This is a genomic window from Lachnospiraceae bacterium JLR.KK008, from assembly GCA_037015955.1.
In the GTDB taxonomy this organism is placed as follows: Bacteria; Bacillota; Clostridia; order Lachnospirales; family Lachnospiraceae; genus VSOB01.
Map to the genome: position 1 here is coordinate 2,614,892 of CP143548.1, position 25,209 is coordinate 2,640,100.

Annotated in this window: 21 protein-coding genes; all 21 read right to left on the reverse strand. The window is 38.5% G+C overall.

Annotation, left to right across the window (positions count from 1 at the left end; genetic code table 11):
• Positions 1-9 precede the first annotated feature (9 nt).
• The 21 genes from V1224_13010 to V1224_13110 all read right to left on the reverse strand — a co-directional run bounded on the left by V1224_13010 (position 10) and on the right by V1224_13110 (position 25,199).
• The gene (locus tag V1224_13010) at positions 10-1,062 is read right to left on the reverse strand and encodes a hypothetical protein (GenBank protein ID WWR15380.1); all 1,053 of its coding nucleotides are present in this window, start codon (positions 1,060-1,062) and stop codon (positions 10-12) included.
• Between the two features lie 63 nt (positions 1,063-1,125).
• Positions 1,126-2,223 carry a hypothetical protein gene (locus V1224_13015; GenBank protein ID WWR15381.1) on the reverse strand — a complete coding sequence of 366 codons (1,098 nt, stop codon included), beginning with the start codon at positions 2,221-2,223 and terminating at the stop codon, positions 1,126-1,128.
• 181 nt (positions 2,224-2,404) lie between these two features.
• Positions 2,405-4,009: a LicD family protein gene (locus tag V1224_13020; protein WWR15382.1), complete on the reverse strand. Its 1,605-nt coding sequence runs from the start codon at positions 4,007-4,009 to the stop codon at positions 2,405-2,407.
• The gene (locus tag V1224_13025) at positions 3,987-6,344 is read right to left on the reverse strand and encodes a LicD family protein (protein ID WWR15383.1); all 2,358 of its coding nucleotides are present in this window, start codon (positions 6,342-6,344) and stop codon (positions 3,987-3,989) included. Before V1224_13025 ends, V1224_13020 begins: the two co-directional genes overlap by 23 nt.
• 13 nt (positions 6,345-6,357) lie before the next feature.
• Positions 6,358-7,398: an acyltransferase family protein gene (locus V1224_13030; GenBank protein WWR15384.1), complete on the reverse strand. Its 1,041-nt coding sequence runs from the start codon at positions 7,396-7,398 to the stop codon at positions 6,358-6,360.
• A 122-nt stretch (positions 7,399-7,520) separates the two neighbouring features.
• The gene (locus V1224_13035; GenBank protein ID WWR15385.1) at positions 7,521-7,949 is read right to left on the reverse strand and encodes an adenylyltransferase/cytidyltransferase family protein; all 429 of its coding nucleotides are present in this window, start codon (positions 7,947-7,949) and stop codon (positions 7,521-7,523) included.
• Positions 7,950-7,955: 6 nt separating this feature from the next.
• Positions 7,956-9,224, reverse strand: coding sequence for a glycosyltransferase (locus tag V1224_13040; protein WWR15386.1), 1,269 nt, complete (start codon positions 9,222-9,224; stop codon positions 7,956-7,958).
• A gap of 40 nt (positions 9,225-9,264) precedes the next feature.
• Positions 9,265-11,130 (reverse strand): hypothetical protein, encoded by a 1,866-nt coding sequence (locus V1224_13045; protein WWR15387.1) that lies wholly within the window; start codon positions 11,128-11,130, stop codon positions 9,265-9,267.
• Positions 11,117-11,764 carry a hypothetical protein gene (locus V1224_13050; protein ID WWR15388.1) on the reverse strand — a complete coding sequence of 216 codons (648 nt, stop codon included), beginning with the start codon at positions 11,762-11,764 and terminating at the stop codon, positions 11,117-11,119. The genes V1224_13045 and V1224_13050 overlap by 14 nt, the downstream gene beginning before the upstream one ends.
• Positions 11,765-11,768: 4 nt before the next feature.
• Positions 11,769-13,319: a glycosyltransferase family 4 protein gene (locus V1224_13055; GenBank protein WWR15389.1), complete on the reverse strand. Its 1,551-nt coding sequence runs from the start codon at positions 13,317-13,319 to the stop codon at positions 11,769-11,771.
• A gap of 40 nt (positions 13,320-13,359) precedes the next feature.
• Complete coding sequence (locus V1224_13060; GenBank protein ID WWR15390.1) at positions 13,360-15,138, reverse strand: glycosyltransferase family 2 protein; 1,779 nt, start codon at positions 15,136-15,138, stop codon at positions 13,360-13,362.
• Complete coding sequence (locus V1224_13065) at positions 15,132-16,538, reverse strand: glycosyltransferase family 8 protein (GenBank protein ID WWR15391.1); 1,407 nt, start codon at positions 16,536-16,538, stop codon at positions 15,132-15,134. The genes V1224_13060 and V1224_13065 overlap by 7 nt, the downstream gene beginning before the upstream one ends.
• Positions 16,539-16,548: 10 nt before the next feature.
• Positions 16,549-17,823 carry a hypothetical protein gene (locus V1224_13070; GenBank protein ID WWR15392.1) on the reverse strand — a complete coding sequence of 425 codons (1,275 nt, stop codon included), beginning with the start codon at positions 17,821-17,823 and terminating at the stop codon, positions 16,549-16,551.
• Between the two features lie 61 nt (positions 17,824-17,884).
• Positions 17,885-18,970 carry a glycosyltransferase family 2 protein gene (locus V1224_13075; GenBank protein ID WWR15393.1) on the reverse strand — a complete coding sequence of 362 codons (1,086 nt, stop codon included), beginning with the start codon at positions 18,968-18,970 and terminating at the stop codon, positions 17,885-17,887.
• A 32-nt stretch (positions 18,971-19,002) separates the two neighbouring features.
• Positions 19,003-19,218 carry a hypothetical protein gene (locus tag V1224_13080; GenBank protein ID WWR15394.1) on the reverse strand — a complete coding sequence of 72 codons (216 nt, stop codon included), beginning with the start codon at positions 19,216-19,218 and terminating at the stop codon, positions 19,003-19,005.
• A 110-nt stretch (positions 19,219-19,328) separates the two neighbouring features.
• Positions 19,329-19,949, reverse strand: coding sequence for a methyltransferase domain-containing protein (locus V1224_13085; protein WWR15395.1), 621 nt, complete (start codon positions 19,947-19,949; stop codon positions 19,329-19,331).
• Between the two features lie 49 nt (positions 19,950-19,998).
• Positions 19,999-21,162, reverse strand: coding sequence for an alpha-1,2-fucosyltransferase (locus V1224_13090; protein WWR15396.1), 1,164 nt, complete (start codon positions 21,160-21,162; stop codon positions 19,999-20,001).
• Positions 21,163-21,230: 68 nt separating this feature from the next.
• Complete coding sequence (locus tag V1224_13095; GenBank protein ID WWR15397.1) at positions 21,231-22,451, reverse strand: glycosyltransferase; 1,221 nt, start codon at positions 22,449-22,451, stop codon at positions 21,231-21,233.
• Positions 22,452-22,455: 4 nt separating this feature from the next.
• Positions 22,456-23,208 carry a hypothetical protein gene (locus V1224_13100; protein ID WWR15398.1) on the reverse strand — a complete coding sequence of 251 codons (753 nt, stop codon included), beginning with the start codon at positions 23,206-23,208 and terminating at the stop codon, positions 22,456-22,458.
• 34 nt (positions 23,209-23,242) lie between these two features.
• Positions 23,243-24,490: a hypothetical protein gene (locus V1224_13105; GenBank protein WWR15399.1), complete on the reverse strand. Its 1,248-nt coding sequence runs from the start codon at positions 24,488-24,490 to the stop codon at positions 23,243-23,245.
• Between the two features lies 1 nt (position 24,491).
• Entirely contained in the window at positions 24,492-25,199 is a 708-nt protein-coding gene (locus V1224_13110; protein ID WWR15400.1) for an acylneuraminate cytidylyltransferase family protein, read from the reverse strand.
• Between the last annotated feature and the right edge of the window lie 10 nt (positions 25,200-25,209).

Here is a 25,209-nt window from a genome sequence, read left to right on the forward strand (position 1 = left end):
GCTCGTCTTCTACTCTCTGAAATTGATTATATATTTCTGATAGTGCGCCATAATGTGCCAATCCAGAATCTCCATCACCTCGGCGGCGCTCTTTTCCTCAAATGTATACCCGTAGTCATGATAGTCAAGGGTATCCCGGTACGACGGCAGATCGGCCTTATAACTATTGTAACCGAGTCTGAAATTCCCCTTTGTATCTTCCGGCAGTCCTGACTCCTGACTCTTTCGCATCTGATAAAGTGCGAGCAATTCATCTGTGTCCCAGCCAACGAGCGTATACACATCAATCCCCATCGCCCGGCAGTCGATCCCATAATCCCTCATCGCCGCAATGATATTTTCATAATGCCAGGCATTCCGGCACAGGAGCATTTTATAAAAAAACTCTACCTGTGTTTTATCTGTCTCGAGACCCGTAAAGTCATCCGGCTGATCTTTGACATAATCCCTTATGCTCTGCAGGATGAGCGCTCTCTCCTTTGCGTCTTCTTCACTCTCCAGCAGGCAGTCAATGCCCGTCTGCTCGCTCAGATCTGCAATATTACTGTTTATCTTCTCCAGCTCCTGTATGTCTGCAAGCGTTCCGGCTCCTGCTTCTTCCAGCTTTTGCACATTTTGGTCCAGTTCCCTTATCTGCTGTTCGAGCTGACGCACACTCTCTTGTGACCGATGTGCATACGCTTCCTGCCCCTGCTGCGTATCATCGGCAGACAGGCCCGGCGCTTGTCCATCTTCAAAGCCAAAAAAGGCATCCATCTGTGTTGCATAATCTATTATCGTCTTTTTCTCACGGAAGGAGACTACGATCAGGATTGCGACTGCAAACATGCCAAGCACACCCGGTACCGTTTTCTTTCTCTCGTCGCCTCGGCCATACCCGGCAGAGAAAAGCACGATCGCCGATACGGCGCAAAATATAAATCCCCAGCGGTATCCCCTGTTCGATATGGCTCCGGACAGCGCATAGACAAACAATGCACCCAGAACGGGAAACACAATCCTTCTGTATATAGTTTCATTCTGCCCCCGCTCTCTGCCTGGTATCCGCCTTCCATTTGCCATAATCAACCCTCTCCCTGTCAGTTTGCTTCTGAAACTGTTTTTCTCCTGCACTCCTTGTAACAGCTAACCCAAATCTGCGCCAAAATTCTTGTTAAATTTCAGGAAATAATTCATAACGACCGTATCCTGCCTCTGCACGATATAGCTGACCGTTACCCCTTCAAAATTTCTGTTCCAGAACTTATAGTCAAACTCATCGCCGTATCCTGACACATACGCCCGATACTCATTATAATCCCCTTCCCATCTCTCGACCGGCTCCGCCTCTGTCAATCTCGGTTCCAGGGCTTTGCGCATATTGTATATGGCAAACAGGCGATCCACATCCCAGCAAAATAACATCGCTTCATCGATCCCCATCCCTGCGCAGTCGATCCCGTAGTCCTCCATGGCCCGGATCATGTTACAGTAAAAGTAGTAGCCTTCACTCAACTTGATCTTATAAAAAAGTTCCACCTGGTCTCTCTCTGACCCCAGACTGTCAAAATCTGTTCTGTCCTCTTCTTTTAACTCGTCCCATCTCGCCTGTATATATTCCAGCGCTTCTTCCGTCTCCTTCTTGCTTTCTTTCTCCTCCCAGAAACGGTATTGATATACTTTCTCTGCAAGCCGGAGAAACGAGCTGTCTGCCGCTTCCAGCTCCTGCCCGCCGGGCAAACCGTTCTCCTGAGACTGTGTGATCAAAGACTCTATCCGTGCATTGGCATCAGCCAGCATTTCATATGAATCCTCATATATTCCCTGCCAGTCCTGCTCCGGCAGACTACCATCCTGCCGCTCATCCTGTTCATATTCCCCGTCACCATCAGATGCTTCTGCTTCACTCGCTGCCTGCTGCCCGTCCTCCTCTCGCTCCTGAACAACAAACGCTTCCGCTTCATCCTGCTCCTTTGGTACTGTGGGACCTGTGTACAGCGACTGTAATAAAATAAAAGCCACTATGACGACACACAAAACGGGCACAGCCTTTCTCCATATTCCGCTCTGGCTGTGAAATTCGGTAAGCGTCACACCGGCCAATATCAGGCACACAATGAATATGATCCGGGGCATTCTCTCCGGTATCATATCTGAAATAAACATTGGCAGCAGCGCCGCTGCCAATGTCAGCAACATTTGTTGGTTTTTGTTCCTCTCCTGTTTGGTATTTTTTTCTTCCATTTGTATTCAGCCCTTGATTTTCATCACATGTATTCCGGTATCATTTTTGCATACTCGTTTGCCTGTTATTATACCATTAATTACCCTCAGTGGACAAGGGCACACACGCCATGTGTCCCCTTGTCCACTGAGGGTACCATAATTTCAAATACAAAATGCTGCATACAGCGGAACGGGAATCCTACCAAATTACCCCGCATGTCTTCGGCGAATGAGACGGTTTCCGGCAGTTCACCGGCGGGAACTGCATATAATCCCCATATCCCTTTGCCTTCAGCAGGCCATCATAGTCAGCCGGCACCATCACATCCATATCCCACATCTTTAATCTGGTTCCATCACCATACAACTTCTTCTCGTAGAGATAGGGCATATAATGAATCACTCCGTCTGACTCAAAGTAATACTCTGTCTCTTTTTTATCCGCGTAAGTACGGAGCTTTTCATACATGGCAAATAAAACCTTCAGCGGAATCATTCTGCCAATTCCGTTGACCATCCGCAGTACCTGGAGCGATACCCCGGAGAGTCGCCCATAGTCCGCATAGTCTACATAGCCGCGATGCCCCATGCCAAGTGCATAGACCCCTTTTATCATTGTCGTTATGAGCTTATGCTTCCAGCCTCCCACCGTATTGTCAAGCACATATATATCAATGATCATACGGTTTTTAATATCTTCTCTCGCCTTATCGGATGCCTTGCGGAATATCCCTGTCGCAATTTCTTCTTTTAAATATACAAATCGTGTCATAAAATCATAGAAGACGTCTTCGCCAATCTGGTCATACTCCAAAAACAGAAAATCGTTATCCTTCCAGATCTCATTCGCCTTCTGCTTCAATATTTCATAGTCTTTCCGCGGCATCGCCACATCAATGTCGTCGTCCCAGGGAATCAGCGCCTGATGTCTGACAATTCCGATCAAGGAACCGCTGATCACATAGTAACGCAGATGATACTTTTTACAGACTGCATCAAATTCTTTCATTAATATTTTTAATAAACTATGCGCCCTGTTCACATAGGCCATGTCATCCCGCCAGGTAACGGCATACTCGTCAAATACACCGGTCATGTCATCTGCCCGCATCGGTCTGTAATTGAATGCTTTCATCTCCAAAAGCTGTTCCAGCACCACCCCATAATTTTTACAGCACAATATGATAAATACCTTCTGCGGATCTTCGTCCATCAGAGCAGACGGTGACTTAATCTCCACCCCGTCCTTCTTTGTCCCCCATTTCTCACAAGAGTTGTCAACTGCATAGGCAGGCATATACTTTGAACTATATTGTTTCATATAAGAATCAAAATAAGCGCCTGTGCCAAATAAAATCACCTTTTTGCCAGGCGCCCCGTTCTCCAGCGCCATGCGAAGAGAGTTCGGCCCGCCAAGCGTCGCTGGCAGCAGTGGAACCATCTCAACTCCCCTGTCCTGCAAGAACTTTCGATCTTCCTGGAAATACCTGCCATATTCCGAACCATAAAAACAAATATCATAATGCAGTTGCTCATAACTGTCCGCCTTTGTAATATTATCCACATCGACAGAGACTACTTCATCCACCGCCTTCAGTAAGAGCAGCAGTTCTTTCTTTTTCTCAAACGACTGCTGTGGCTGCGCGTCAGTCATTCTCACAACCAGTTCATCTGAGGGCACACCTACGATCAATTTATCACAACGGCTCCTGCATGATTCGAGACATTTGATCTTTGCCAGATCAAATGTCTCCAAATCACATACAAGGTATCCTGTTTTTTCATCTGTCATTTTCTTCTCCATCTTCTTCAATCTCCTTCAGAGCATACGATGTATCCGCTAATAGCAACCAATACCTGTTATACGCAAAGATATGATATTCATCCAAGCCTGCGTCTTTCAGAATCCGCTCCGCCTCCCGCACATAGATCGTACAGATAACGCAATAGAACTTGTCCCTGTTTTCTGTTACCGGATATGCATGCATAAATTCCGCAAGGTCTTCCACGGTAATTCCATTTATTTCATCCGGGCTCTTCCATGTACCGGTCGTCACGATATGGGCCGGCCGATACTTGGGATAACGCTCAAAAAAATAAGAAAAGAGTGTACTGTCTCCAAAGAGAACAAGCTCTCTGTCTCCCAGGTCAAGTGTGCTTCCTCCCAAAAAGCGGACCTTATACTGTCCATAAGGTACCTGTACATCATAAAACCCATGCCGCTGCTTCCCTTCCTCATGGCAGGGCATCGTCATGTAATTGTTCCCATACTGCTTTGACAACAGTTTATCATATCCTGCCGGCGCATCGAGCAAAATATTTTCATACTGCATCACAACTTTTTCCTCAAATGCCCGGGCACTTAATCTGCGATAGCTTTTCCCCCGGCTGTAATGCGTGTATATGCCGAAACGATGCTTTCCGTCTCCGCCTGCAGCGATCCGGTCAAGTCTGTCGGCCAGCTTCTGTCTGGAAAACGGCAGCCCGAGATATTTATAAAATTTCCAGATCAACAACGGCATATCAAGAAATCTGGCAAAAAATCCGTACGCCTTGGCATACAGCATACGCTGATAAAAGCAGAGCCGTTTCTGTTTCAACCATTGTGACAGCGGGTTGGCATACCCATAGTCCAAGGGGAAAATATCAATCCCGATCCCCTCACAGCAGTCGGCGAACCAGTTATGCGGATGGATTGACGTCGTCTCTTTGTTGCGCAGTCTGGAATATCCGCCGTAAAAGCACTGATCATTCCACGGTGTCTGCAAGAAATATGGATCGGGAAATTCATCTGTAAGTTTCATCAGTTTATTATAATCTTCCCGCGGAAGCGCCACATCAATGTCATCATCCCCCGGTATCATTCCGCCATGGCGCACTGCCCCAAGCAGCGTGCCATAGATCAGATAGAGTTGCAAATGATGCCTGTCACACACGAGCTTTAGCCGGCCAAGCAGATCAATCTGTACCTTTTTGACTTCACGAATCCGCTCTGCATCACTGTCCGGTTCCCAGATTTGCGCATTCCCCTTAACCGCCAAAAGCTCGCGGTTTCTGGCGGTCTGTTCACGGGCTTTCGCGCTGTCTTGTTCTGTATAACGCTGTTCCCCTCCCCTGTCTTCCCCTTCTGTCTCGTCAAACTTCCCGGCCTTACCGCCTGCGTTCTTTTCGTTTGTCGTCCATGGCAGCAAACCGCAATTCACCTGCGCGAAACTGCCGTCCTTTGAAATTTCAACCATATAACTGTTGGCAAAGAAGAGAAATACTCCATTCTCTACAATATCTGGCAAAATATCTGTATCGACCATCAGAGCGCTTTTCTGCCGGATATAACTGCTGCCCAAATATGCGATTTCCTCATTTTTCGGCTGCCGCTCATCCGTGTATATGCCCTTTACACATCTGTGATCCGGCATCGGATAATAAAATTTATAATTATGCTCTGACAGACCACAGCCGGCAAACAGTTGTTGCAAACCTTTTTTATCCAAACCGCAGCTGTCGTTTCTCTTCAAAATCTCCCTTTCGTTTTCCTTTTTCGTTCCCTCTACCGTGTTTTTATCAGCTTCCCCGTTCTCCTGAACCTTACACCCTGACGCAATCCCGTTTAATGGAATTCCTGATACAACATCCGCTTTACCGCACCAGTTCTGCAACCCGAACCGATTGTCCACACCGAGCAGCAAACGCCCACTGTCCCTGACACAGGACAACAGCTGTACTATATTCTGCTCATCAAGAGAACTTCCGTCCATCACGATTACGTAATCATAAATCTGTGTATTTGTCAGGTTCTTCAAGCTTCCGGATTCTACCTGCAAATTTCGATACTTTTTATATCTGTGCGAAATTGCCTCCACACGCAAAGAAGACGGTGCCAGCACCGTCACTTCTTTTACTCTGTTACACAGATCACCCAGAAATGGCCCGAATCCGTCTTCCAGTACCAGAACATGTGCCTCCGGAGCAAACGGATACCACACCAATGAATGGCTATATGCCTCGCTCAACTGACAATGTATCTCTTCGCGGGAATCTGAAGCCAGAATGGCTGAGTAGTCATGATCAGATGAAGCCATAATGGAATCGTGAATGATTTGATCAATATAGGTTGTTGTATTGTGGTTTGGGTTGTTCATTTGTAATCCTCTGCTAAAGTCTTACCTTCGCTCTACACAAACTCTTTATTTTATTAATCAACAGTTGAATCGAAATTGACAATGTAATGGAAACAAATACATATATAATAGCCGTTTGCGATAATCCCTTAGGTAAATAATAATACCAAATATCTGTGTGATAAGCCTCCCAATTAAAATCCTGAAATAAAAAATCTGTATATTTAAATCCACAGGCATAAAATGATTTTACTAACATAAACCCCAAGAACTGATTAACCATGATTGAAAATGTATTATCTGCAATCAAATTAATAATTTTACTCTTTCCTATAACAGGTGTTAATATTCTTGTAATTCTCAACCAAAAGGCAATTCCTAAAAATCCTACTATATATGGCATAAACGTAAAAGATGTAAATTTGCTCCACACCTGCTCATATAAAGGCGCGCCTCCATTTACAACAATAATCATAAGTTGAATCGTGAAAATCAGTAAAAAATAGAAACCATTAGGCAAACAATCCTTCCGTTCCAAAATTCTGTTATAAAAAACGCCCGAACAGTAAAACGGAAAAAAATGAAGAAACCGGGCAAGCACTAACCACCATCCAACATTGTACCCTTTACTTGATATATAAACACCACACATTCCAAAAGTCAATGCAATTATAACACATATATATTCTTTTACATCATTCTTGATCATTAAAAAAATTCTTCGATAAACGACATGAAATACTTCAACCATAAATAACGGCACAACAAACCATGCGCCAAGATTGTAAATATATTGGTGTCCTGATATTATCGGCTCAATAAATAACGCTCTAAGACCTCCCCACCCTGTCTGTGGTAAAAATCCTTTTATTGACATGAATTGAGCAAACAACGCATAAAAAAAATTCCATATATACATTGGAAAAATCAGTCTTTTCAACTTTTTTAATATGTATTTAAATACATTGTTTTCTGCGGCGTCCTTATAAAAATACCCCGAAGAAAACATGAATAAACCCATATGAAAGCTATAGGCCGGAAAAAATTCATAAAATAAAGAAATCCCCCCCCGCACGCATGATTTGCCACCGCTATTACAATTCCTATTGCATATAACAACTTAAAATGATAATTTACACCTGCTTCCTTTGTATTCACCATCTGTTTGCCCTTTCTGTTAAAAATATAATGCTCTGTTTAAATCAATCTCTGATCTATCAGTGTCTTGATTTTTGTAGAACTAATGTGTTCCGTGTACGGGAAAAAGATCATCTCCGAACCTAGCTCTCTCAGTTTCTGCCGCTCATTATAAAATTCTTCCTTATGATCATCTCCCGAAAAACAAACATCAAAATGGTAAAGAGACCAGGCATCTTGCTTGACTGTATTGTGAAAATCTACTGGTACGACTTCATCAACATACCGGATTGCTTTTACAATCCTCATTCTTTCGTCCAATGGAACAAACGGCTTTTTTCCTTTTTGGTGTTCAATAAATTCATCTGTCATGATTCCGACCATTAAATATTCACAATATTGTTTACATTTTTCCAATATATTTAAATGTCCAGCATGGAACAGATCAAAAGCCCCTGCTGTGAATCCTTTTTTATATTCTTTATTCACTTTATTCTACTCCCTTGACTGTTGCACTATATCATTTATTGGAATCAACTGATATGTACAAAGTTTTTCAAGTTCTGTTTTAATCATATCAAACTGTAAATAAGGGGTTACTATGATCGCGTCAACCGCAGGCAATTTGTCCTCCAAACTTAATACCTGTATCTCGGGTTTGTCGGAGAGATTGTCTCTTTCTTTATCAATTACATATAATACCTTTATTTTTTCGCTCTGTACAAGATCTGAATATAGCAATCTCCCATGAATGCCAAATCCATAGATAGCCACACTTTTTATTCCTCTTGCAAACAAAGTATCGCTGATGTCTTTCCCGTTTATTTTTGTCTCTAACCATGTACGAACAAATTCATAAAAACTATTCTTCTTATAAACCTGCTGCTGTTTTTCCGCTAACTGTGATTGATAATGATTATATATACAATTCTGCCATCGAATATCATTGCAAAATGTCTCAAAAAACATTTGCCTTGTCTGTTGTTCCGATAATAAATGACGATTTTGAATGATGAACTGGTTGAATGCTTCAAATCCTAAACTCTGCGATAAAATTTCCTCCTGATATGTTTTTAGTAATTCTATCCACGCCCTCAAGCGGACATCTGTATGACTCATAAGGCCGTCATACATTGTCCAATTCCTGGACAAAACTTCCGGAATCATACAAAACCGTAACTCTTTTGTTCTTGCTGCCCTCAACAGTATCTCCCAGTCAATGTCCGCATCGCTCCCCTCCAGAAATCCGCCTGACTGTTCCAGAAACTCTTTTTTGTATACCGTTGCAGAAGCATCTGCCGGATTAAACATAAATATATCTGAATTTCCACAAACTTTACTTTTTGTAATACCTTCCGGTAAGAATACAAGCTTAAATTCGACTCTTTTCTCATATCTTGAACACACAAAATCCAAATTATTTTCCTTATGCAGATACCCTGCAAAGACTTCCAGTTTATTTTTTTCCCATTCATTATCACTGTCTAAAAAAGCAATATAATCCCCCTTAGCAACATTGATCCCAGTATTTCTTGACGCGCCGACTCCAGCTCTCTCTTCGTTTTTTATATAAACTACGGATGTAAGATCCAACGAGTCCGCAAGATATTTTTTGGTCCCATCATCCGACGCGTCATCAATCAATATGATTTCATAAGGAGCAAATGTCTGTTCCATTACACAGCTTAACGCTCTGGCTATCTCATATTTTCTGTTTCTTGTAGTAAGCACTACAGATATTTTTATTTTTTTGTCCTTCTCCATTTGCTTATTTCCCTATTTTAAAATGAATTCTTTTTCTTATCTATTCTTCCATCCACGGATTTTTAACTCTGGGGAATTTCTCTATTGTTCTTTCATATAGTTCAATCCAGGGAAATCCCATGGCTTTTCCTGTATAGTAGTCTTCCTGATATGTCGAAGCAAACATCTCTCTGTCAGCAGGTAAAATATGTCGAATGAACCCCTCAAATGGAAGTGACACCTCATATGGTTTATAGGGAATACCTTTTATACTCGGTCCAAACTGATCAAGAAAATCATCAACAAAATCCAAGGCGCCTTTGTGGATAACTGCAACGGAATCCCCGCATCCATTTTTTTTATCCGCTTTCTCAAATATCGGCTCAATTTTCCCATTTTCCTCCAAAAACATTCGACAGGTTGGGCCATTTTCAGCTATCAGAAATTCTCTTATCATTGCTTCTTCACAGGGAGTATAGGGATAAAAGGATCTGATCTCAAATCCACCTCGTCTCACCAAACATTCCGCCGTATCTTCATTGGTATATAAATATAATACATCTCTCATACCTGAGCTCAACTCTGTAACGATCTTGGGCAGTTTCCCACTATAACCCGAATCAAACAACACATCTTTGCCTGTAAACTCTTCATAATAATGTTTTGTTGCCTGGTACATCCGCATGTGCTTTTCTTCATCGTAATATAAGTTGATAAAAATTTTTATGAACTGTGCAAAATGTTCATATGATTGAAAGCTTTGTTCAAAGATAAACCCGGCCTTTCTTATTTCAGAGATATATGCTTCTCTGACTTGCTGTGGAACATCACCAAAATAATAATTCTCTGACAAGCCTGTAAAATCCCACAAAAGCAGCATGATTATTTCAGGTGAATATTGACAACAGGAAGCCCCTCCCACCAAATCAGGGATAAAATAAAAGTCTTCCTTCTTTTTCAATATCGCCGGCAGCAACGCTTTGCGTGAAGCCTGAATATAGGCTGCTTCCGGTAATTGAGAAAATATGCTACGGTATTTCTCATAGGCGCGCATGATCAGATACCCGTCGCGCGCGCAAAATAAAATCCTTTTATTATTATTTCGCCTTGTCTCTGCTGCAAGCCATTTAACCACCCCCATAAGGTGCATACCCAGCACATAATAGCCGAGATAATAAGGATCGGCATTAAATTCGCTGTTTTCCTTCCAGACCGGAAAAGGATCATCAAAAAATTTATTGGCAATCATTTGCTGCATCATATCAAATCCCGCAGAATTCCGAATCTTTTCACAATGAAGCATATTTCCTGCCGCAGTATAAAATGAATGTAACCCTTTCATGCGTTTATCCACTGTACCTGTCAGGCAGTTCAATGTATCTGGTATCCACCTGAAAATAACTTTACTGTCTATAAATAAATTACTATCCCCAAGGTAGGTAATGGTTTTATATCTGTTGCTTACTACTATATCCCTCACTTCTTCAACAGAACAAGTCATGTGCTCTCCAAAATAGCCGCACTCATTCAATATCTCTGTCAGCATTTTCTTATCATTCAGAATATCCGTACAAAATATAATCTGTACATCCTGACACAACATTTCTTCATATATTTTCTGTGTATAATTACGAGGGATCAAATATTTGCGTAAAAAGGAATATTCCTGTTTCTCCAGCAAATCACAGACATCACGTTTGATATTATAAAATTCATGAATATAACTGTATATATCATGAAGAGTCTGACCTTTTTTATGGCTCACCTGCGACCTGATCTGATGGAATATCAGCTCACTTCCTGTCTTTTCATAAAACAAATCGTCCAGTAGTACATAGAAATGCTCAAATTCACTCCAAGGCATTAAAACCGCCGTTCCAAATATATTAATTATCAGAGCCGCCTGTACCCTGTTACTTTTTTCCATTTGCCTGACCCCACGTTTTTATATCAAAAAATTCATTTAAGGCCATCATAACACAATTTGTTTTTAATTCGCGCCTGATTTCCTCAATGCTGCCATAAGGAGTAACCACGATAAGATCCACTCCTCTGACCTCATCCTTCAACCCATAAACGGGCACTCCCTCCACATCCTGCAAAGATGTGTTCTTATCTATGAAGCAACAGACATTTACACTGTTGTTGTTTAAATATTTGAGTAATAGTCTTCCATGCCTGCCAGCGCCATAAATAGCGACGTTTTGTAGCTTCTTTTCTGCCAATAATTCTCTCAGTTTAAAATCATTATTCAATAGTAACTCCGTACATCCACGAAAAGAATCCAAATAATATCTGATTCTGGCTTGATTCTCCCTTTCTGTCTCGATTGCCTGTTCCAGTTGTATCATATTCTCTGTACGTTCATCAAGAATACAATAGAGGTCATCCATATATTGCTGCTCAAAATTGCATGAACGCATTAATTTGTAATATATATTATCAGTTTCTTTTTCCGCGCTCTTTCTAACTCTGACATAAGAATCCCTGTACTGATTCCAATTCCCTTGTTTCATTATCTCATTTTTTATGCTCATTAACTTTTCTCTGCTTGCATCCATATTTTCACCATACTCTGATCGCCATCATAAAATAATCCTGCCCGCACTTTTTACCATGGCTCTCTAAAGATCTCTCAATAAATTCCTGTTCGTCTTCTGTAGCGATAAAAATTATACTATTCTTATCTGATAATACCGTTTCCGGAGAACATATGGTTTTTCCTAAGAATAATGCCCCATGATCATTGCCTATAAAACCACTGACTTCTAACTGTGGAAAAAACACAGCCATCATCTCCACTACAACAATCGTTGCCCAGTCCGTTCCCCATAAATAAATGGGTTTTGTTCTGAAATCCTGTAAATATAGTTTTCCAATATGATATAAATACCACAGTTTATAACTGATAAACAGGGGATCTAACACCAAATCTGTATATTCACAATACCGCTCATATAAATCCTCAAACATCATCTTCAAATCTTCATATTTTATTTCCTGTTCACTCTTTTTTCTCTGATAATCGTTTAAAACAAAATCATAATATGCTTGCACTGCATGATAAACGGCATTCTCGGAATGGTTTTGTTGATAAGTATTTTGGGCACATTGCCTTATCATGTGCCCTTTCCTCTCAAAATAATCGCTAACAGCTTCCTTCATCTTTTCTGCAATCGAACAGGAATCAAACCCATCACATAAGTAGCCGTTTTCTTCATCCTTAATCACTTCCGGCACTCCGCCGACCGGTGTCGAAACTACAACACAATCCGATGCTAACGCTTCGGAAACCACATTGGGATAAGACTCTATTTTGCTGCCACATACCAAAATATCTGCATTGATATAATATTCATTAATATCTACACAAAACCCTGCAAATTTTACCGATTCTGATAACTGGTTTTCAGCCACATAATCTCTGCAAACAGCCCCATATTCGTTATTGTCGTCGCCGCAAAGAATCAGTCTTGCATCAATTTTATCCTTGGTCAAATGTTCAAATGCCTTTATAACCTCCAACTGATTTTTTCTCTCACATATAGCTCCGACACATAAAAATACCAAGCTCCTTTTATTTATCTGTTTTCCATCCAGGTGTTTCGCATATGTACGAACGCAGCATGAATGGCATCCAAGATTATGGCTCCACGCCTTTCTATACAGCTCTGAGTCACAGAGGTGATACCTGGGGAATATATCTAAATATTTAAAGGAAAAAAAAGACTGTTTTGCCTGATATATATTCATGATATGTGGTATTTTTAACTCTCTGGAAACAAGTTCCACCGTTACATTGATCTGTACCGAATGCAATATATCAGGCATACAAGATTCAATTAATTCTTTTACTTTGCTGTAATGATTTCTTATTTCAATATAATTGATGTCTTCAGGAGTAGAAGACATGACAAAGGGAACCTTATGCAAAAAGATATGATAAGAATCACATATCCTCTGATAAGAAACATCTATTTCATTTTTATAATAATTGGATATAACAACATTAATTTTATAACCGTTTTTTCTCATTAATATTGCTTGCTGCATAAGCGTATGCGCTGCGCCACCATAAGCCCTGCCGTAATCAAGGAAATACATAATGTTTTTCATATTTCGTTTATCGAGCTTTCATCGCCTCGATTTCCCCCTTTTAAACTTTGTTGTTACAAACCTTAAGTTCTGGCCAGAGTCTTGCGAGCTGTAGCGCAACTACTTTGTTTAAATTATTAACAGATTGTATTTTCCTGGTATCCCAACCACTTTGAATCAGTAATTCTCTTATCTCAGCCTCATATTTTGGCGTTGCAATGATAATTTCACTATTAACCGGAACATTATCAAAATCAATCACTTTATATCCATAAAAGTTCGATTTCTGTTTATCTTTGTCTTCATCTATATATGCAAATATACTAACGCCGCTTTCTTCTATCAGTCGTATTGTCTTCTCTGCCCATCTGCCGGTCCCCCAAACATATACTTTATCTTTATCTAAAAGTCCATCTCTCAAGAACTTTTTATTTTTCAATATCTCCGTAATCTCAGGGCTGTCAATATTAGCCGCAACTGCATTCACCCAGTGTTCATCGATTCCAGAACGTATTTCCGGTTTCGCCGCATAATTAGAAGCTATCATTTTCGCCTCGTATGCACATTCAATGGCATTCACACTGCTTGCTCCTCCGTAAGTAAAAGTAAACACAGGTACATCAATGCGATAAATGTCGACACCACATAAGAACTGCCGTAAAAACCAATCATAGTCTGCTGCCAGTTTAAATTTCAGGTCAAAATTATCTGCTACTTTAAATTGTTCCCTCCTGGCAAATATTGATTCATGGTGATAAGGCATCCGGACACGAATATCATTATTGGTGTCTTTATCTCCATTATAATAAACCATTTCACCTGCCTGAGAAATATAGTAACTGTTTCCCACAACAATATCAGCCCCGGAGCGCAGAAAAACCTGCTCCACGAGATACAATGCATTTGGTTCATACCAGTCATCGCTGTTGAGAAATGAAATAATATCCCCATTTGCAAGGCTGATCCCTTTATTCATTGCATCAAAAATCCCTCTGTCCGGTTCAGAGATGACTTTCGCAATCTTATCTTTATATCTGTCAACGATTTGTAATGTTTTATCCGTAGAACAACCATCAACAATAATATATTCAACATCTACATTTTTCTGGCTGATCACACTCTTTATTGTCTGTTCTATGGTACTTTCACTGTTATAGCAGACAGTAATTACACTCAGCTTTAGCCTTTTTCCACCGGGAGACAATTCATCGGTCAGAAACCTGCATGAGAGTATCTCTGTTTCTATCCTTTTCGCTAAATATTTCAGCCGCTGTGTCCCTGATGCTCTCATATCTACACGTTGTAATGTAAACGAGTTCTGTGTTTCCTCAAATACATCAATATAGGAGACCTCTTCTTTAAGGGCAATTTCCTTAAGCATTGAATTTCTCTTTTCCAATACCGCATTACATTTTCGATCTGCTCTCTCAGGCTCATTTCCCGAGGAATTTCTAAAAGGCGAAATTACATAAATACTTTTACATTTTTCTTTAATAGCATTCAGGATTAAGTGCATGTATCTGTTAAAACTATATTCTTCCTCATCGGACTTCATACACCGCTTGCTGTCGTTCTTGTCAGCAAGGCTATCTCCCCATATAATAATATACGAGAACTCTGTGATTCCATTTGTTTCTAAATCGGATTTTAAGCTGTCAATACTATCAGTATTAAAGTTCAAAATATCGTAATAACAAATATCCTGCCCGCCAAAGATTTCTGTTCCTATAATCTCAGCCATGTCCCTGTTGTCGTTATCAACAATAAAACCAACTTTCTTTCCCTGCTTCTTCCCATCCAGACGCAGATCATAATAACTTACTTTACTTTCCTTTAACATCTTTCCAACCATTCCCTGAAATAATACTTCTTATAGAGATTATAATACAGTATCGGATATAAATTCGGCGACTTGACTACTTCAAAAATATCACTATCCGGGGCCTCTCCCTGCTCATAATACATAATATCTTCCAGCACCTCTTTATAATAGCGAGAATCAACTGACATATAATATAAAATATCTTTTTTATATTCGTTCGCTAATACAATCTGTTCGTCTTTAACTCCATATTGCCTTAGCTCCTCAGTCACTTGCCTTTTATTAACAGACTTAATAACTGCAACCAAAATACAGGCCTCCCGCATCTGGTCTTTGACATCTAACGGTAAAATGACATCGATCCCTTTATAGTTCTTCCCCGATAAATCATGATTGTTGTCAAGAATCGCGTCAACGGTAAGCCCGGCTCTTCCCAAAAAGTCACACATTTCCTTTCCAAGCTTTGTATATCCCCAAATAAAAGCTCTTTGATAACCACACATTTTAATGGGCAAACTTTTTACATTCATTTTTTTAGTAATTTTATTATTATCTAATGAATCCTTATACTGTCGATACAATTTTGACTCTGAAAAATCATCTGCATAGCTCCACCACTCTTCAGCGCCAATAAACCTCATACTGATCCAAGGTTTAAAATGTCCGCCCATGTGCAAAATAAAAGGCCGATTCCAGTCAAAATCAAAATCAGACTCTTGATAGTCTCTGTCAAATAATGTTTTTATTTTCCTCCCGCTATAAAAATGAAATAAGTTATATTTTAATGGTAATATACCTATGGAGCCATAACAACACACATTGATTACATCCTGATCCTCAAATAAGTTGTCTTTCTGACTCTGCAATAAAAACCTTTGGACAATATTATCCTTTCGCAATCTGTCAAGATTCATGACCAACACGCCACTATTAATATAAGTGTTCATCGACGGCAAGCCTAAACTATCCATATGCTTTTGACGGCCTTCGTTCATAACAATCAAGTTGTTATCCCGCACTCCGGCAACATAATTGTCATCAATTTTATAATCATACAGTTCTCTTAAATCTCCATTGACTATAATATCACAATCCAGGTAGATGCATCTTTTACATTCCGTTAATATTTCCGGAATGAGCAATCTGTTATACGCAGCCAAAGACAAATGTGAATTCGTTATATGAGCCTCGGAAAATATTTCTGCTGAAATCCTATGAAAAGTCACAGAAAAATTATGATGTTTCATTTTGAGTATTTTTTCAAAGGCTTTAATCTCATCACCGATTTCATCACCTGATAAAATATGGAAATCGTAGTCTGATCCTGAGTGCATCAATATTGATTTCATAACCACAAAGGCTTGTAAGATATAATTCTTGTCAATGCCCCAAGCCACAGATATTTTATCCGACATCATTAAGTTTCTCCTATTGTTTTTTAAATATTGGTTTTCCTGAAGGCGTGTATATATAGGAGTCCTCATCAATCCCATAGTTACCTAAATCGAAAACATATTCATGTTCAAATTTTTCCTTCATCACAAGTACACCTATTGTCCCACTGACATTGCCAGCAATAAAACTGTCACAATAAGTCATCAAAAGCATTGAGATGAGGTACTCCTTACCTTTTAAATAACAATCATTTTCTCGTTTAAACTCGTGATACGGTGTGAGAGATAATTTATCAACATATGTCTCGTCATCTCGCATCGTAAATCTGGGGCAATCATACTCCAAATACATCTCACCAAACTCACTCTTCATTTTTTGCAATATTTCATTATCCTCTGATGAAAAGTATAGATAATCTATCCCCCAATCATTTATTAGTTGGCGAATCTTCTTTATTGCCTGTTCTATATTTGGTTGAACAGGATGACCATACGGCTTGAATTTTAAATAGTCTGTTCCTCTAAGCAGAACTCCACAGATCTTTTTTCTATTTTTTTGATATTTTCCAAACAGCTTATCTCTGATATGAATTGTTTCCTGTAAAATAATGTCTGAAACACACATGTAATTGCAATAAATATCATGATAAATATGTCTGATATACAGATTTTTGATTACTTTATCATAAGCATATTGCGTATCAGGAACGCCTTCGTCTCTGCATAATTCCACAAATGAACTATGATATACTTCATCTAACGAATAAAGGGAAGATGGTTGTTTAAAATAATATTCCCAACTATTTTCTTTTCCTAATTTAGTATCTTCCAAATATGCGTTCGGATAATTTTTCATATCTATGACGGGAATATATCCTTTTACCAGAGCAATTCTAATGTGCTGCATAAATACAAGAAAATTAGAGAATAACCCCACCTGTTCATTCGTTCTGCGAATGAGCAAAAACCTTACGTCTGGATTATCCTCTCCAAAGTGCCTTATTATTACTTCCTGCTTCTTATATTCGCCCCACCACATACAACCATCGATGATCTGCTTTGGTTTTAAAGGTATATTAGATAGTAAAAATGCGATTGCATCATCTACATCCTTCAAGGCGATAAATAAATAATCATATTTAACCAGCGGGATTTCATCTATTGGGTAAAATTTAAGTCCATATCTGTTGGCAACTGTATGCTTTTGAGAATCTTTATCCGAAACTCCTACAATATTAAATTTTTCTCTCAATATATCTACTCGGTTTTCAAACCACTGGCCCAATCCATATAATAATATGTTTTCCATTGTTACATCCCTTATATATTTCCGCTTTGTCACAAATACAACATCATAATATCTTGAATTATTATATAATCATTGAAATTCTGCTTATTATTTCATCTATTGTGATCCATTGCAGGAATTTGTTATTATAGTTCTCCAACTGTCTTCCGATCTCCATACCTGAATACCGCACTGCAATCAATACATATCCTCTTGTCTCCTCTAGTAACCTCGGATTTTCAACATAAATGTCATGAATCTTTACGCCCCACTTGTCTTTGTTGTTATCCACAAAAGCGATAACACGAATATTGCATTGCCTAAATAGATCGTAACAATGCTCTCCCCATATACCTGTGCCGAAAATTATAATCTCGTTCCTGAATCTTTTAAACCTAACGTTCAAATAATTAACTAACAATAATGGTTTTTCATTACACATTGCCATGAATTTTGAGCCATAATATTTCTTTTTTATCCATTCTTCCACTATTTCTTTGTTACCAGGAAATCTTTCCAGGTATGACAGGCTGATTGTTTTTGTTTCTTCTGCACATTCCACCGCTCTCGTGCTGCTGACCCCTCCAGTCCTGAAATTAACTGTTACCATATCCATGTAACGGAATTTAACCCCTGCAATATAAAAACGAAGCATCAATTCATAGTCAGCAGCAATCCTGAATTTTGTATTAAATACTCCATATTTATCATAAATCTCCCGGCGAACAAAAACACTGGGATGCGGCGTTACCATTGAATGCCATAACTGATTCAAAGGTTCGTTTGCGCTAATACTTATGTCCCCTTTATCATTAACAATACCGATCTTTCCATAAACAAGCTCGGCATCTGTAGTTTTGAAGACTCTTGCTATTTTACTTATAACATCTGGTTCATACCAATCATCACTGTTTATGATACCGATCACATCTCCTGTCGCTTTCCGGAGACCTTTGTTCATGGCATCATATATTCCCTCATCCGGTTCACTTACGAAATAATCGATAGTGTTTTCATACTTTTGTATTATTTCTCCTGTTCCGTCTGTAGACTGCCCGTCTATGATGAGATATTCAATATTTTCATATGATTGAGTGATAACGCTTTTGATCGTCTGCTCTATTGTTTTGACTGCATTAAAAGATACAGTGATAATGCTGATTCTCATATATACTTAAGCCTTATCCTTTACTATGGCATTCACGCCTCTTTCCTGGCAACTACCATAATTCCAAAACATAACCCCTCATCTGAAGCACCGCCAATCGCTGATAGACCTGATAAAACCTTAATGCTGTCAATAATTTTGATTGCTTCCTCATTTGATAATTCCCTATTACAATATTGCTTTGTCATACTGCCAACTCGAAATAATTCCTGGCACAAATATAGAAAAAAGTTACCGTTCTTTGTCAATTCTTCAATAACAAATCCATAGTCTTTTAAGTTTTCTTTATACCAAAACTCACTGAATCCATTATTGAAATAATAGGGCGCTTGGTGAGTCAGACTACATACCGGAGCTGTTAAGAGTAATACCCCCCCCGACGCAAGATTCTTGAAAATTCCTTTACGGCTAAAATTGGGTTTTTCAAATGTTCAAACACCTCGGAACATAAAATGGTGTCTACAGACTCATTCTTCAATGGAATATCAGTAATGTCACATTTGATATCAATCCCTGAAGTATCCCATTTACCATCAGAGAATGGATCATATTTGCCAAAATCCTGCGCGATATATTTCAAGTGCCCACAATAAGGCTTATAGCGCATACATCCTGCTCCTGCATCCAATAAGACTTGCCCGGCAGGAATTTTCTGTATTTTCTCAATAATCCATTGGTCCCGGACTTGGCTGTTTCTGAAATCCCCAAACACATCTTCCCGCGTAATTATTTTTTTCTCTACCTCTCTGCCTAATTTATCACACAATTCATGCTTTATATCATTAAAATATTTAGAACTCGTAATAAAAATATAGTCATATACAAATTTGTTCAAATCCTCCGGCCTGATAAAATTAGCAACACCATCCTTTGAAACTTTATCAGAATAACCTATAATTTCGAATTCTGCTTCCAAATACTGTGACATATATTGATAATCCTGTCCCAAACCATAAACAACAACCTTGTTCTTACTCATAAAATTACCTCTCATTTATTTTTTGCATTTGTGTCAGCCTCTTTATTTATTACATTCTAATCCATTCTTCAGGGCATATATCTTCCATAGAATTTACATTGACCCATTTTTGAGGCGCTATTACCATCTTATCCTGATTTTGGTTCAACCATGCTCCCCACCAGCTAAATGAACTGTTAGCAATTATGTTATGTTTACAAAGGCTCATAAGATACATATCATACCAATCATGATATTCATCAAACATATTTTCTTCAACGTATATTGTTTCTTTTTCATTATAATTTTTCTTGACCCATTCTATATCATTTGAAAAAAAACAAAAAACAGGCGATTTAACCTTATCACAGATCAACTCTATTGCTCGTTTATAATAATCGCCAGTGCAAATTCCTCCATACATTCTTTGATTGTGTAAGTAATCGCCCCTACGTATATGAACACTAACTACATTTTTATTACAAAGACTTTCTGAAAGTTTTTTCAACCCTTTATCATCTGTATTTGAGAATACAAATTCTTTACGCAGTTCTTTTTCTACAATGCTTGGAAAAACACTTGTCTGAAAATAGCCCTGCAGATAGCCAAATTCCATTTCACCTTTCAGTAATCTCGGATCTGCAAAGCTTTTAATCCGGTCTTTTACATTCGGCTCAAAATAGACTTGCGTTGTAACGCCATCCATAAAAGGCCCTATTGCTTTATACTGTCTGGCTTTATATCCAGATGCTTTTTGAAGCCTTATCTTTGGAAAGACTTTTGTCAAATCAAAATTTCTCTTATTTATGCCATAATAATGAGATAAATCCGCTCTTACCTTTTTACCCTTTACTTCCATCATTTTATAAACAGCATACTGAAACATTTGATTCCCTAACCCGCTTCTAAATGTGACAATAAGTTCATCCTCCTCGCTGGGTATTTCATCCAATTCTTCTATTTCTTCTGATATGCGAAATATTATAACACATGTTACTCCATAATCATTTATCAGTTGTTGTTTTATTTGATCTACATACCGCATCGTTGCAACAATCACAACGGCATCCGTATTTCTTAAAATCTCTGGAGATAATACTTCAATCCCATTTCTTTTTGTATTCCATAAGTTTTCATTATTGTCCACATATGCGGCTATCTCACACTGTGTATTATAATAATGGTATGCCAGGTCACCCCACAGACCTGCCCCAAATATTATTACTTTTTTCAAATAAATTTTATCCTTTCTATAACTTGTATACCAGCCCGGCTTTTATCCTTTCTGCTTTACAATAATTATTATAGAGACACATAATTCTTAAACCCATGGTTCACTAGATTCATGATCACGTCTTCTCGATTTTTAGCTGTCACTCCTAAAATAAATACTATACGATCATTGTCTATACAAATATCGTCTAACCTGTATACGGGGTGATCATATATTCTGCTTGCTTTTGTAAAATCAGTCACAACAAAACCCTTTATATCAATATTCCACCTTTTTAATTGCTCGTACATTTCTATCGCATATCCTGCTGCCCCATATATATACACCTGTTCATACTCTTCTACTTTGTCTACAAAGCTCTTATCTACATTACATTCTAAAAAAGTTTTCTGATTTGAACCTACAATAAGTTGATATAAATGCTTCTCTACCGACTCATCAAACATCTCGCTAGATGAAACATCATAATATTGTACATTCATGTTTCTAATTCTTTGAGTCAAGTTATCCATATGAATTTTAATAAAATAATTTGTTCTTTGTGAAAACACATGCGACAGCCAATAGCGAAGCATTGACATATAATTTTGAGCATAACATTTTAACATTTCAGTATCATGAACAAATGATAAAGATTGCCTGTGTCTCCTATAATTATGCAATATATTTTTAATAAAAATTACTTTTTGGGAACTCAATAATGCCTCTGTCGTAAATATCCAATCCTCCGCCCTTGTTTTATCCTCAAATTCAATTCCGTTAAATTCCAAAAATCCCCGTCTCCAAAATTGTCTCCAAACGGCACTTGACCATGTATTATTCTCTATCACCTTACAAAAGGCATCTTGTCCAGACATTACAGTCTCGTATAAATCTCCCATGTTCCAATCAACGGAGGTCCCTCCCAGTCCTTTTTCTTCAGCACTTATTTTGCTATTAAATAACACAACATCAAGATTATAACTCTCCGCTTTCTTCCATAAAATATATAAAGCATCCGGCGTTAGCCAATCATCCGAATCTAAAAAATAGACATATTTTCCTTTTGCCGCTTTCATTCCTTTGTTTCTCGAGATAGAAAGCCCTCTGTTTTCATCATTTTGTAATATTCGTACTCTTTTATCACTTTCATGATATTTACGTAATATGTTTAAAGAACTGTCCGTAGAGCAGTCTTCCACACAGATCACTTCAACATCCGTGAATGACTGCCCTAGCACACTGTCCAAGCATTGCGCCAAATAAGGCTCTACATTATATACAGGAATGATTATTGATATTTTACACATTCGATTATTGCTCCTCCGACAAAATTGAAAGCTCTTCTTTCATGCTAAATGTTATTACCTTACGCTTTCCCAATTTTGCAAATAGGTCTCTCTTTATTTCCGCCGCGTATTGTTGGCTTGAAATGATAATTGTCGCATCTGTATCTTTCAAAACATCCGGCGGACAGACTTTTAATCCGTTGATTTCTCTTCCCCATAGCTCGTGATTATTATCTACATAACATAGCAGTTCATATCTTGCAGAATAACAGTAATATGCCAGTTTCGCTTTAGCTCCCGCTCCAAAAATGATTGCCTTTCTGTTTACCAGCTTCTCATATAGTTCATTATCAAATCCTAAAAACTGATGGCCATCTTTTCTTATTTTAGCAAAATCCTTCCTGTCTTTTTCCATATCCCGTTCTAACTTCTGCGCTATTTCCACTTCAAGCTTTGCAATTCGAAGACCATCCAAATACACTGTATACTTGTCATCAAACATTTCTTCATCTAATAATCCGATTTTTGCATACCTGTTATACAATGATTGAATATCGGAACTGAAGTTTATTGTACCGGACGGTAAGACCTGCACCTGATCATGATATAACTTCAGTATTCTATTTCTGGCATCAGGGCTCATTGCAAAATCCAAATCATGATTTTCTCGAATATCCGCAAATGCTAAAACCGAACTTCCTATCAAACATATTTCGTCTCTGTTTATCTTGAATTTATCCAATACATATCCTAACTCATCAAGAAACTTTACTCTCATAATGCGGTCATCCTCGTTTCAGCATGTCAGCAGATCACAAATACGCATGAAATATTTTCTCTATACATTCACTCTGATAAAAGTTATCTGCCGTATGAAAAATAATATCTGAAAAATAGCCTGTAATTTTTTCTTTATAAATTTCACGTATCTTTTCTTTTAATTTTGCCCCTTTGTCCGAAAGGATCCCTTCGACTGCCTTTTTCATTCTAAACTCAGGATTATTCATATGAATGTCAAACGTCCTGATACAATACGGTGAAAAAGGCTTCATGTATTTTAATTTTGTATTTATTTTCCACTCAGCAATGCTATCCATTTCATAGACTTCATATACAATGTCTTCAAACTTGTCCGGTGTGAACATAAAGTCATTGACATTGGTGACAGGATATTGTTCTCCGATCAATTCCACTATCTCGTCAAAAAATTCTCCCACACTTGGCCATAAAATCCCCTTTATTGTGCCTGTCCACTCACGCTCACTTGCTAACAGCCTGTTTTGCACTATCCTGCATTCCTCATCCGAAAAAAACTGCCCGAACCATTCCTTTCCATAAACAGCCTTATCTTCTCTTTTCACAATGCGCACTGTCAATCTGTGGATTCCAAAATAAATTGCCAACGCTAATCTATGTGAGCCGTCAACCAGATGTAATTCTTTATCAATAATCAGTTCTGAATCTGCAAGATAACCATTTGTTTCATAGGATTGTATTAACCTGATAAATCTTTGCAATGAAACTTCACCGTATGAGTCATCTTGTGCTCTTTTACTCTGCATTTTTTGATACAGGTAAAAACCATAATTATTTTTTCCATAATACTCTTCGATTGCCAGCAGTCGCACTATTATATCGTATCTGTTAAATGCTTTTCCTATAAATTGACACATCAGCAATTCGTTAGTATTGATCTTTATTGACGAAACGAAAGTACGAGATATATCATCTACCAAAAAAGAATATTTATATGCAGTCTCTATATTTACAAATCCGCTCTTTTTTAAATCTTCCATAATCGTATCCTGGTATATATCTGTAACAGATACTAATATCAAACTGTCTTTATCAGGCACACTGCCAGGTAATAAAACCGGATAATTCTCCAGAACTGCCGGATTGCCAATCAAGTCCGACACAATAAAACCTTTTAATTTTAAAGCGGCATTTTCCGTTCTCCTGATCAAGCGTAATACTTTCTTTCCAATGTTCCCTGCGCCATATATATAGATAGATTGATTCTTATCAATTAGCGCCTTCCATTCTCCCTCGATTGCCATGTTAAACGTCTCCTGCATGATCAATGCCTGCTTTTTCTTCAAACTGTTTTCTCTTCAACAGCGCTTCTATAATAACCCAATCAGACGGTTCATCAATCTCAAAATATGAATCATCATTCATTTCATATAGTTTTATATTTCCTGACATACGATTCTTGTTTTTTAAAAGCATCTCTTTACTGGTTATAAAAAATGCACCGTTTTCTACATAGTATCCTGCAAATTCCTGTCTTCTTGGTCTGTGAAATATATCGTAATTGATTGGGTATGCCAAACCATCATCTCTGATTTCCCAATGAAACCGTTTCTGCTTAACAGCCGAAAAAACACTGTCTGTACCTTCTTCACAATACAGTTTGTATCCTTTTGATAAATCCTCCGTATCTAACAGCGGCGAAGTTGCCTGAATCAGAAAAATGTTGTCAAATTCATATTTAGAAGCAAATTCCAGCATCACTGATTCCGTGGAAGCCACATCCGTTGCTGTTTCTTTTCCCCTTCCTATGACAATCACTTTTTTCATCTCAAAGCTTTCAACTGTTTTTTTAATTTCTTCACTGTCGGTCGAGACGTAAACCCTGTCAATTTCTTTACAATCGTTTGCTGCTTTAACCGTCCAGAAAACCAATGGCTTGCCGGCGATTTCTTTAATATTCTTCAAAGGGATTGATTTGCTTCCGCCACGTACCGGAATAAACGCCACATTCATTCTTGTTTCC